Origin of the sequence: Streptacidiphilus sp. BW17 (genome assembly GCF_041262485.1) — a bacterium.
Taxonomy (GTDB): Bacteria; Actinomycetota; Actinomycetes; order Streptomycetales; family Streptomycetaceae; genus Streptacidiphilus.
The window spans coordinates 39,041-49,866 of sequence record NZ_JBGCCR010000044.1; the positions used below are offsets into that span (position 1 = coordinate 39,041).

Annotated in this window: 10 protein-coding genes; 3 read left to right on the forward strand and 7 right to left on the reverse strand. The window is 71.0% G+C overall.

Annotation, left to right across the window (positions count from 1 at the left end):
* The first annotated feature begins 41 nt into the window (after positions 1-41).
* Positions 42-1,319: an MFS transporter gene (locus ABH940_RS33855; RefSeq protein WP_370067699.1), complete on the forward strand. Its 1,278-nt coding sequence runs from the start codon at positions 42-44 to the stop codon at positions 1,317-1,319.
* Here the strand turns inward: ABH940_RS33855 and ABH940_RS33860 are convergent.
* The 3 genes from ABH940_RS33860 to ABH940_RS33870 all read right to left on the reverse strand — a co-directional run bounded on the left by ABH940_RS33860 (position 1,277) and on the right by ABH940_RS33870 (position 4,774).
* The gene (locus tag ABH940_RS33860) at positions 1,277-2,992 is read right to left on the reverse strand and encodes an LCP family protein (RefSeq protein WP_370067701.1); all 1,716 of its coding nucleotides are present in this window, start codon (positions 2,990-2,992) and stop codon (positions 1,277-1,279) included. The two genes, ABH940_RS33855 and ABH940_RS33860, sit on opposite strands and share 43 nt — an antisense overlap.
* Positions 2,993-3,248: 256 nt before the next feature.
* Positions 3,249-4,016 carry a DUF2993 domain-containing protein gene (locus ABH940_RS33865; RefSeq protein WP_370067703.1) on the reverse strand — a complete coding sequence of 256 codons (768 nt, stop codon included), beginning with the start codon at positions 4,014-4,016 and terminating at the stop codon, positions 3,249-3,251.
* 233 nt (positions 4,017-4,249) lie between these two features.
* Positions 4,250-4,774: a pyridoxamine 5'-phosphate oxidase family protein gene (locus ABH940_RS33870; RefSeq protein ID WP_370067705.1), complete on the reverse strand. Its 525-nt coding sequence runs from the start codon at positions 4,772-4,774 to the stop codon at positions 4,250-4,252.
* Between the two features lie 199 nt (positions 4,775-4,973).
* On the opposite strand from ABH940_RS33870, the gene ABH940_RS33875 reads away from it, so the two are divergent.
* Complete coding sequence (locus ABH940_RS33875) at positions 4,974-5,153, forward strand: hypothetical protein (RefSeq protein ID WP_370067707.1); 180 nt, start codon at positions 4,974-4,976, stop codon at positions 5,151-5,153.
* Positions 5,150-6,958, forward strand: coding sequence for a hypothetical protein (locus ABH940_RS33880; protein ID WP_370107021.1), 1,809 nt, complete (start codon positions 5,150-5,152; stop codon positions 6,956-6,958). Before ABH940_RS33875 ends, ABH940_RS33880 begins: the two co-directional genes overlap by 4 nt.
* A gap of 145 nt (positions 6,959-7,103) precedes the next feature.
* On the opposite strand, the gene ABH940_RS33885 is transcribed toward ABH940_RS33880, so the two are convergent.
* Genes ABH940_RS33885 through ABH940_RS33900 form a run of 4 tightly spaced genes read right to left on the reverse strand, consistent with a single transcriptional unit; the run spans position 7,104 to position 10,624 of the window.
* Positions 7,104-8,057 (reverse strand): hypothetical protein, encoded by a 954-nt coding sequence (locus ABH940_RS33885; RefSeq protein ID WP_370067710.1) that lies wholly within the window; start codon positions 8,055-8,057, stop codon positions 7,104-7,106.
* On the reverse strand, positions 8,054-8,488 hold the full coding sequence (locus tag ABH940_RS33890; RefSeq protein WP_370067711.1) for a hypothetical protein: 435 nt from the start codon (positions 8,486-8,488) through the stop codon (positions 8,054-8,056). The genes ABH940_RS33885 and ABH940_RS33890 overlap by 4 nt, the downstream gene beginning before the upstream one ends.
* Positions 8,481-9,965 (reverse strand): hypothetical protein, encoded by a 1,485-nt coding sequence (locus ABH940_RS33895; RefSeq protein ID WP_370067713.1) that lies wholly within the window; start codon positions 9,963-9,965, stop codon positions 8,481-8,483. Before ABH940_RS33895 ends, ABH940_RS33890 begins: the two co-directional genes overlap by 8 nt.
* A complete protein-coding gene (locus ABH940_RS33900) occupies positions 9,965-10,624 on the reverse strand; it encodes a hypothetical protein (protein ID WP_370067716.1) in 660 nt (219 codons plus the stop codon). Before ABH940_RS33900 ends, ABH940_RS33895 begins: the two co-directional genes overlap by 1 nt.
* Between the last annotated feature and the right edge of the window lie 202 nt (positions 10,625-10,826).

Here is a 10,826-nt window from a genome sequence, read left to right on the forward strand (position 1 = left end):
AAAGAATAGTGCCCGCCACCGACCGGTCGCAGACTCGACCGGTGCTCCCACCTCTCCTCCTGCGGCGATCAGGTTTCCGCTGGTTCTTCTCCGGCCAACTCGTCTCCCTTCTCGGCAGCTCGATGGCGCCGGTCGCCCTGGCCTTCGCCGTGCTGAACGCGTCCGGCCGCCCGGACGACCTCGGCGTCGTGCTGGCCGCGCACATGGTGCCGCTGCTCGCGTTCCTGCTGATCGGCGGCGCGACCGCGGACCGGCTCCCACGCCGGACCGTGCTCGTCGCGGCCAACCTCGGCTCCGGGCTGACCCAGGGCGCGGTGGCGGTGCTGCTGCTCACCGGCAACTACTCCCTGCCCGCCGTCGCCACACTGGAGTTCTTCAACGGCCTGCTCGCCGCGTTCACCACACCGGCGCTGCGCGGGCTGCTGCCGGAGCTGGTGGCCACCGAGGAGCTCCAGCGGGCCAACTCGCTGCTCTCGTCGGTCAAGAACGGCACCCGGGTGTTCGGGCCCAGCGTGTCGGGTCTGCTGGTCGTCGCGGTCGGCGGCGGACCCGCGATCGCCTGCGACGCGCTGAGCTACCTCGTCGCCGCCGCCTGCCTGACCCGGCTCCCCCCGCCCGCGACCCCGCCGACCTCGACCACGCGCGCCGCCACCGCGCGCGGAACGCTCCGGCGCGATCTGCGCGAGGGGTGGACCGTGTTCCGCGGGACGCCGTGGGTCTGGACGGTCACCACGGCGTTCTGCGTGACCAACCTGGTGCAGACCGGCACCTGGCAGATCCTCGGGCCCCAACTCACCAAGCAGCTCAGCTCCGAGGCGACCTGGGGGTTCCTGCTCAGTGCGCGCGCCGTCGGGATGCTGCTGATGAGCGCGCTGATGTACCGGCTCGTGCTGCGCCACCTGCTGCGGTTCGGCCAACTGGCCTGCTTGCTGGGTGCGTTGCCGCTGCTGGCCATCGGCGCGGAGCTGCGGACGCCGTGGCTGATCACGGCGGCGTTCGTCGGCGGCCTCGGCTCGTCGCTTGCCGGAACCGCCTGGGACACCTCGCTGCAGGAGCACATCCCGGCGCAGGTGCTGTCCCGCGTCGCCGCCTACGACGACCTGCTCTCCTACATCGCCATCCCGATCGGCCAACTCGCGGTCGGGCCGCTGGCGCAGCGATTCGGCGGCTTCCACGTGATGACGGCCGCCGGGCTCTGCTACGCCGCCGTGGTGCTGCTCCCGCTTGCCTCACCCGCCGTCCGCGCGCTGCCGCACGTCCCTGCCGGCCCGCCCGGTCAGTTGCTCGGCGGGGTCGAGCCGACCCAGCTGTACTCGTAGTGCGTCTGCCCCGGCGCGAACGACGTGTACGGCGCGGGGTTGACGTCCATGCAGTCGCTGGTGTCGCTCGCCGCGTTCTGGGAGACCGCCGTGGTCGGCAGCGCCCCGGCGGAGGGAAGCGGGTTGGCGGCAAGGTAGTCGGCGCCGGCGGTCCAGTCGGTCCCGATGACCAGCTTGAGGCCGGTTCCAGATCCGGAACCGGAACCGGAGGCCGAGCCGGACGCCGTCAGCGCCTTGGTCGGCAGGCCGAGCGCGGACGCGACCGCTTCCGCCTGGGCCTTCTCGGCGCTCGGGTAGGTGAGCGTGGTGGCCGATGCCTGACCCGAGTTGGTGTCCAGCGTGGCCTGGGAGAAGCCGTGGGCGGCGAGGTAGTCGGTCATCATCCGGCCCCGGCCCGTCTGCTGGCTGTCGTTCTGGACGGTCACCGACACCGTCGCCTTGTCGACGGGCTGGGTCGGCGCGGGGGTGGGGGTCGACTGGGTGCCGGTGGTCGACGGACCGTTCTTGTCCAACGGGATGTCGTTCACGAGCATGTTGAAGATGGTGAAGGCATCCTGAGTGGGTATCAGATGCGCGGTGGGATCCGCCGGGTCAGGCGCCCAGGGCATGGTCAGCGTGGTGATCCGGTTGGTGGCCACCTTGTTGAGCTCCAGCGCCAGGTCGGCCAGCGCGTTGACGCTGCCCAGACCGGTGTCCACGGAAAGCGACTTGGTGGCGGCGACCGCCAACTTGTTGACCGTGAGCGGGTCGAGCAGGGTGTTCAGCGACTTCATGGAGCGGACCATGGAGTTGAGGTAGAGGTGCTGCGCCTTGGTCCGGCCGATGTCGGAGCCGTCACCCCAGGCGTGCCGGGTGCGCAACCACTCCAACGCCTGGTCGCCGGTGATGACATGGGTGCCCGCGGACAGCTCCAGGTGGGAGCCGATGTCGTGCTGCACACCCGAGGAGTCGGTGTAGACCTCGGTGTCGCGGACGTTCTCCTTGGTGCAGACCGAGACCCCGCCGATGGCGTCCGCCATCTGCACCACACCCGAGAAGTCGATCATCATGTAGTGGTCGATGTGGATGTGGGTCAGGTCTTCCCAGGTGTCGACCGTGCAGCCGGGGCCGTAGTTGAGGCTGTCCGTGATGATGTCGCGGTGGGCGGGGTGCAGGACGCCGCTGGAGTCCGTGCAGGCGGAGATCTGCACAGCGGTGTCGCGCGGGATCGACAGCACGGACGCGTTGGTGCGGTCCGCGGACAGGTGGACCAGCATCTCCACGTCGGCATGCGGCAGGCTGTTGTCGCAGGCGCCGCCGAGACCGCAGTCCGAGGCGCTGTTCCGCCCGTCGGACCCGATCAGCAGGATGTTCAACGGTGTGCGCCCGAACCGGTCCGGCTTCGGAGGCGCAGCGTGGACCACGGCGCCGTTGTTCAGGGCGCCTTTCTGGATGTTGCCGTTGAGTTTCTGGACATAGAAGTACAGACCGCCCGCAGCCACCAGAATCAGGAACGCCAGAGTTCCGGACGTCCACAGGAGTATTCGCTTCCAGCGGCCCTTCTTTGAACGGGAAGCGCGACGCGCGGCACGGCGCGAGGCCCGGTGCGAGTGCGCCGCAACATGCTCCCCGGACGCCCCGGCCCCCTGGCCGTCACTCAACTCCCCGCCGGAGGACGGCTTCTGCTGCACCACGTGGACTCCCCTTCACGCGGTCGGCACGGTCAGCGGAAGACCGGGCGACGACACCCGCGCGCAACCTGCTCGCGACTGTCGCGCGACAATACCCTCACAAGACCCTCACGCGGAACCTTCCTCAGCTCTGAAGGATCGCTGACAAACCATCTGTAGCCGAGCCGCCACAATGCGCCACCGAACTGCGGCTTCCAAGCCTCCGAGCAGCGCAATTATGGGCGCGGACACGTCATATTCGTGTGGGGTGTCGCCCCCCTCAGCCGGCAGTCGCATAGGCGCCGAGCACGACCTGGTGGCCGATGACCGAGAGATCGATGCCGGTCGGCGTCGCAGTCGCGGCACTGAAGGTCGCATTGACCGGCAGTTGGACTCCCCAGACGTAGGTGCCGGGGCCGGTGGTCTCCGTACTGGAACTGGAGCCCGAGCTGGATCCGCCGCTCGATCCGACGCCGGGGACCGAGATGTCGATCTCCGCACCCTGCGCCAGCAGGCTTCCGATGGTGTCCACTTGCCGGCCGCCCCAGGTGCCCGTCACCCGGAACCGCGCCTGCTGCCCGTCGGAGCCGGGCGCGGGACCGACGGTGAGCTGACCGCCGTTGCTCATGAGACGGGTGATCACGCCCGAAAGGGCCTGGTAGGTGAGCGTCAGATCACCGGTGACCAGATCGACCTGGGCGCTCCGGGCGGTCAACGACGTCACCGTCACGCCGTGCAGGTCCAGGTCCAGCTTCTGCACGTCGAGGTAGTCGCCCTGCGCATTCGCACGGGAGTTGAGGACCAGGTTCCCGGCCGACAACGTGACGTCGTCCAGCCGCCCGGACAACACCTGCGTCAGGAAAGGGAAACCGTTGATCGAGACGTTCAGGTAGCCGTCGGTCGTGTCGGTCCCGTACCCGTACTTCTGCCGCGCCAGCGTGGCCGCCTCCTGGTTCGCGTAGTGCACGGCGACCCGGTCGGCCGTCACGCCCAGCACCGCCAGGACCACCACCACGATCGTCAGCACCTTGACCCAGCGCCGCTTCATCCTTGCCCCCCTGTCGCCACGCGTTCGCCGTCGGCCCTTCTCCCCCGCCGACGACCGTCGGCCCGTCGGCCGAAGTTCGTGAGCACACTAGTGCGTGTGCGTCGCGCGCGACAGGGGTGACAGGTGTGAGCGCTCACGGCGTGCGCGAGCTGCGCAGCCGTATCGTGCTGCGCGAGGTCGAGCTCGACCCGACACGCGCGCTGGCCTGAGCCTGCGTCTCCGGCGCCCCTGCGTCAGCCGGCGAAGCGCCAGCGGGTCGCACCGTAGGGCTCGACCAGGGCGACACCGAAGACTGCACTGATCCGCAGCCGGTACGGGTGCCACGGTGGCGGGCCGGCGCTCGGGGCGTTGAAGGGCGCGGTGAAGGCGTCGCCGAAGACCTCGGCAGGCCAGCCCGCGGCCTGGTAGACGGCCGCGAGCCTGCCGAGCGTTCCCCCGTCGGTCACGCGCTCCGCCTCGCCCTCGACCACGAGGTCGATGCCGTCGAGCCTGGTCGAGAGCGTACATGCGGGGTTTCCCGCGAGATTGCGGGCCTTACGCGCTTCGGGGCTGCTGGTGAAGTAGAGGTCACCGTCGAGCCAGGCCGCCCCGACGCCCGCCGCCGAGGGACGGCCGTCCGGGCGCACGGTGCCGAGGAAGGACGTGACGGCCGGGCCCGGGACACTACTGCTGAGCGCCTTGTCGGCCCGACTCCACTCCAGCGGGGGATTGCCGTAGCGGTCGAGGTTGGTCACCTCGACGGGGACCCTTCCAGTCATCGTCCATCACCCCTTCGCACGTCGCGGCGGCGGCCGTCCCCGGGCCGTGGTCGCCTCGTCTTCCAGACTCCCACCGAACCCCCGAAGGGGCTCCCCGACTCGCTCGGGTGCCGACCGTCGGCGCGATCCGACACATGTGCCCTGCTATGCCACCAACGGTATGGACTAGCCTCAACTGGTCACCGAAGGAGCATGAACGATGACCGAACCGGGGCTGGAACAGCACAGTCGTGACCACGTCGCCGAGCGTGGCCTGCGTCCTGTCGGCGCGCCGTCGCGCTCCTTCGTGGTCGACCCATGCCTCCGGACGGCGGCCACCGGCCACCCGGCGGCGCCCGGTGGCCACGGCTCTGCCACCGTGCGGGAGGGCGCACTGTGACGCAGATACAGCTCGAAATGGACATCAACACCGCCAGCAGTCTGGATAGTTCCGACATCCTGCTCAACTGGGCCGCCGGAACCAGCATCGGTACCGGGCCAGGAGCAGGGGCGGGCACAGAGGCACGCACAGGCGCCGACATCGACACCGGCGCTGGACCGGAGAGCCCACGGCTGCTGCGCCTGATCGGCGGTCCCGGCAGCGGGAAGAGCAGGCTGCTCGCGACGCTGCGTCGGCACTCCGACACCGGGCCGAACGGCCGGACCGCGCAGGCGCGAGTCGACGCCTCTGTCCCCGCCGCCGGGCAGACCGCCGCCACCGTGGCTTGGGAGTTGGGGCGCCAGCTGGGCTACGGCCCGCTGGATCCACGGGAGTTGGTCGCGCGTATCGCCGACGATGCGCATCCGGTCACGATCGTCGTCCCCGACCTCCACCGCGCGGGTGTCGGCCTCCTCGGAGGCGCGGACGTGCCGTCGGAACGCGTCTCCGCTGCTGCGGAGATCGCCGCGCAGGTCCTCGCTCCGCTGCTTGAGCTCCCGCACGTCAGGATCGCGGCGGAGACGGGCACGACGGGACTGCTGTCGGACATCGCGGACACCCTCGACATCGACCTCGGGTTCGATCCGGAAACCGGTCCGGAAGAGGCAACGCCGCCCGCCGACGAGGCAGCGGCGCCGCCGCTCGGCCCCGGAAGCGACTGGACCGCCGTCGACCTACACGAACGCGACCGCGCGCTGACCACGGCCGCTGTCGAGGAGCGCGGGCGCCTGCTCGCCGATCCCGGCTACCTGGTCCACGGCTCCCCCGTCGCCGTGACTGCCGCGCTGGCCGACCCGGAAACGCGGGCGCCCGGTCGCCTGCGTCGTGTCTGGGCGGCTGCCGCCCCGGCGGTCACCACCCCCGGCATCGACGCCGTCGAGCGCGCCGCGCTGCTCCACGCCGCTGCGCTCGGAGCGGACAAGGCCCTGGCCACCTACCTCCGCCCGCTCGCCGCCACCCACGCGTGGTGCGCCCGCTGGTCCCAACCCCTGGACGGCGCAGTCGCCCTGACGGCCATGGCGGGCGGGCTCGCCCTTGTCGACGCCGAGGGCCAGGTCCGCCTCTTCGACGCCGACACCGGCGAGCAGGACGACGTGATCCCCGCCGATCCCGACATCCGACCCGGGTCGCTCACCGCCGCAGCAGAACGGTTGCTGATCGGCACCGGCTCCGACGGCACCGTCCACATCCTCGGCCCCAACGCCCCGTCACCCGCCGCCGTCGCGGTCGCCGCACGCCACAACCTGCGGACGCTCGCGGACGAACAGGCGCGTCCCCTCGCACTCGACGGCGGCGCGGGCATCCCGGTCGCCGTGGCCTGCGCGGACGGCCGGGTGCACCTGTGGCCGCTCGACGGCGCCCCCATGCGCCCGACGACCTACCAGGCCCACGGCCTGCCGATCACCGGCGTGGCCGTGGTCCAGCCGAGCGACGGTCCGTTGCTCGTCGCGACCGGATCGCTCGACGGCACCGTCCGTCTGTGGGACGGGCATTCCGTGAGCGTGATGCAGGTCCCCTCCGCGCGCCGGGGCACCCTCCCGTCCGCTCTGGCCGCCACCGACAGCGCATCCGGGCCGATCCTGGCCGCCGCCTGGTCCGACCAGCGGATCTGCCTCTGGCACCTGGCGTCCGGCCGTGTGTCCGTCGTCCCCTGGCTGGGGCCGGTCAAGGCCCTCGCCTGCCACATGGACGGCGGCGTCCCGACCCTCTCCGTCGCGACGGAGGCCACGCTGACCGCGATCACCCTCCAGCCGCTGCCCTGGTGATCCACCCTTTGCCCGTCAGTTCACGGGCGGGGTCGGCCGGTTGTCAGCGTTGTCGTCGTCCGTGTTGTGGCGGAGACCACTCCGGCCGCCGAACGCAACCCGGAGTGGCTGACCCGGTGACCCTGCGGATCGGCCGGAGTCCGACTCAGCCGAACTGAGGCTGCACGCCGATGGTCCGGGTCTCCTCGGTCAGTTCACCGAGCTGGGCCTTCGGCGCCTGTGCCCTCCAGGCGTGGCGACCGGCGGCGTCGAGCCCGAGCCGCGTCGCCTCCTCCGCGTTGCCGCTGGTGAGGACGAGTGTCGCCGTCTCCGCCCCGAGCGCCAACACCTCGAACGGTGCGCCGCGCCACGTGGTCAGCAGGCGGCGGTGGAACACCTGCTCGCACTGGCCGTCCGTCAGGCGACGAGCCGTCACCGAACCGTCGCCGGACGTGCGGTAGGCGGTGAGTTCACCGGCGTTCGGCCCGAAGTCGGCGGGCCAGGTGCCGCCCTCATCGACCACCCCCACGCCGCGCGCCACGCTGCCCGCCGAAGCCTCCGGGACGCCGCCCGGCGTCAGTCCTCGCTCCTCCGCGGCGGGGTAGGAGCGCCACCCGGAGTAGCGACCCGCAAATCTCGCCAGACCCTTCTCGTAGCCCTCCCCGCCGACTTCTGCCAGGTGCCAGATCTCCGCGCCGATCGGCGCCTCGGAGAGCTCCATCCAGAACTCGGGCACGGCAGCGGGCGCGTACGCGGTGTACCCGGTCCCGAGGAACGGCTCGGGCAGCACCAGGGACGAACCCAGCCGCGCGGCGTCCTCGGTGGTCCGTGCGCCGAACGACGCCCGGAACAGCCCCGGCCAGCTCGCCAGGAACCGGATCACGAACATCCCGTCGCCCTCCGGGAAGTCGTCGCCGGCCCCGGCCAGGCCGTGGACCGCGCGCGCCTCGGCCCCGGAGTCAACCCTGGCCACATCCACCATCCGCGAGCAGAGTCCCCACATCCGGAAGGGTTCGAACAGCCCAGGCACGACCCTGTTGCCGACGTACTGCTCCGCGAGTGCGCGGGTGATCGGCAACTGGATGATCGTCCGCGGGGAGAGGCCCGGGGTGGTGGTCATCGCTGGTGCTGTTCCTTCCATTCCGCCAGCAGGTCGGTGCGGTGCTCGGTGAGGTCGGTGACCTCGTCGAGGGGGAACGTCCCCAGGTAGGCGCTGGCTTCGATCCGTTGCAGGTGGTCGGCGACGCGTCCCAACCGCCGCCCGGCGTACCAGCCGGTGATCCTCCCACCCGAGGAACCCTCGGCGTCGAAGGCCTCGCCGTGCCAACGGAAGGTCCACCGGGTGCGGTACCAGGCCTCGAGCTGCCCGGGGTCGGCGAGGAAGACCCGGGTGGGGTCCTGCGCGTCCGGCTGCAGACCTGCGGGCATCGGGTCGTCCTCCTCGTCACGGACCAGCGAGACCTGGACGGAGGTGTTGTCGCCGAAAGCGCGGTAGACGTCGCCCCGGTACACCGCGAAGTTCCCGGCCCGATGCCGCATTCTCTCAGCCATCCACGTCATCCACCCTTACGCCGTCCGCCCCTGCTCCGTCGTCCGCTCTTGCCCCGCCGTCCGACCTCGGATCGTCCGCCCTCGGGTCGTCCACCCTGGTCCAGACTCCTTGGTTGTAGTAGCCCACCATGGTCTCCCGACCGTCCCGGGTCATCTTCCACATCTCGGCACGCCTCGGAAGCGGCGTGCCGCGCGGAAGCAGCCATTCGGGTACGCCGGCCGCGGTGTACCCGGTCCCGGTGAACGGATCCTCCATGACCGAACCTCGCGCTCCGCGCCGCCCGGTCGCGATCCTGGCGACGGAGTCCGCCCGGTCCTGGAGCGAGGGGTCGGCTTCCGCGTCACCGACCGCTCCGTAACTGGGCTCGGCGCTGGCACCCAGCCCCTTGGGTGCCGGGAAGCGGAGCTGGTACGCCTCCTCGGCGTCCTCCGCGACGGGGGTCCAGCCGTGGCCTCTGTCGTCCAGGGAGAGACCGTCACGCAACTGCGCGGGCGTGGCGAGATCGGCGATGTCGGTACCCCGGGCAATGGAGTTGCCGAAGGTGGTCGGGTCGAAGTTGCCGCCGAACAGCTCGTGGTCATTGGCCAGGTATCCGTCGGCCACCTCCCGGTCGACGACCTTGGTGACGATCTGACCGTCCTGGATCCCGATCGCGTTGCGGACCCCGGCGACCTGCTGGATCTGCTCCACCGTCAGTTCGTGGGTGGGGGTGAGCCGCAGTCCGTCGTACTCCTCGCGACTGAGGCCGGTTCCCTCCAGCGCCTGGTCGATCTGGTCGTCGAAGTTCGGCGAGTCGCGCAGCGCGGCGCTGCCGAACTGCGGCGTGGAGAGGTCCGCCGCGGCTGTTGCGTCGCCCGTTCCGCCACTGGTTACGCCGCCGGTTCCGCCGCCCGTCGGGTCACCTGTTGCGTAGCCTGTTCCGCCGCCCGCGGTGTCCCCGGTTCCGTCCCCCGTTGCATCGTCCTGCCCAAGGGCCCGCTCGATCCTGGTGCCGTGGATCGCGGACTCCGGCGTCATCGTGGACTCAGCCGTCCCGATGGGCGACGCCGACGCCGCCGCCGACGCCGTTTCCGATGCCGTTTCCGGCGCCGCGTCCGGCACTTCCGGCGTCGTGACGGCAGTCCCTCCGGGCGTCGTGAGCGCAGTCGTGAGGGTCTGGGGCTGTCGGAGGGCCCCGGGCTGCCCGGGGCCCTCCGGGCCGCTTACGCCCCCCAGGGTGCTCAGCGGTGTGCGCGGCTCGTCCGTGGGCATTCGGGAGCGGAAATCCTCGGCGATCTGCGCCTCGTTCGCCGCATGGTCGGCGAGGTTCCTGGAGCCCTTGTCCGCTGCGTCCTCGACCACGTGGGCGTGCTGCTCGGCGATCTTCGGCAGTGCCTGGTGAACGTCGTCCCTCAAGGCGGCGAAGAGCGCCTTCTCCTCACCGCCCGCTGCAGCGCCCGCCTCGCCGCCCATTTCGCCGCCTGAAGCCGGAGCCATCAGAACGCCAGCCCTTCCAGGCCACCTCGCAGTGTCTCCGCATGGCCCCGGAAGGTCTCCGCGTGGCCACGCAGGAGCTCCAGATGTGCGGCGGCCACCCCGTGGTCGATGGTGAACCCTGCGGCGTCGCTCCCCGCGGCACCCCCGTCACCGCCACCGGAGGTCTGGGACCAGTCGAGGCCGGACATGGCCTGCTCGATCCTCGCGAACAGCGGCTTGGCCGCCGCCTCGATGATCTCGTCGGTGACGTGACGCACGATCTGCTGCTGCAGCGCCGCGATCCGTGCCCTGCCCGCCTCGGCCTCGAACGTGGCCGCCAGGACGACCAGTTCGGCGATCGCCGCCACTTTCTGCGCGACGATGACATCCGCGCCGACGTCCAGCGCTTCGGCGAGGACCCGGCAGCCCTCCACCAACTCCTCCGCATGCCGCGCGGAGAGCTGCCCCCAACCCGACTGCATCCGCTGGGTGGCGGTACCCTGGTACGCCTGCGCGAACTTCGAGAGCACCACCGTCGCGTCCTGGTGGGTCTGCTCCACGGACTGGCCGAACACGCGCACCATCGCCGCGAATTGACGTATGTCGCCCTCGTTCAGATACGGCCAGGGAACGCCGATCGCATCCAGGAACGTCAGCACCGGCCCCGGAAGGTCGTCCACCGCCAAGACAGTCCCCCGTGGTCGGTCGTCGCCGTCGCGCCGCATCCTACCGAGCGAACGCGAGGGCGATTCCTCCGCTCCGCCGACTTCGGCCCACGGTCACCCGCTCGGGAGGGTGGTCCCCTGTACGGCCTGGATGTCGAGTTCCACGCGGAGTGTGGTGCCGATGGCCGCGATGCCCACCTGGACCACCTGGTTGTAG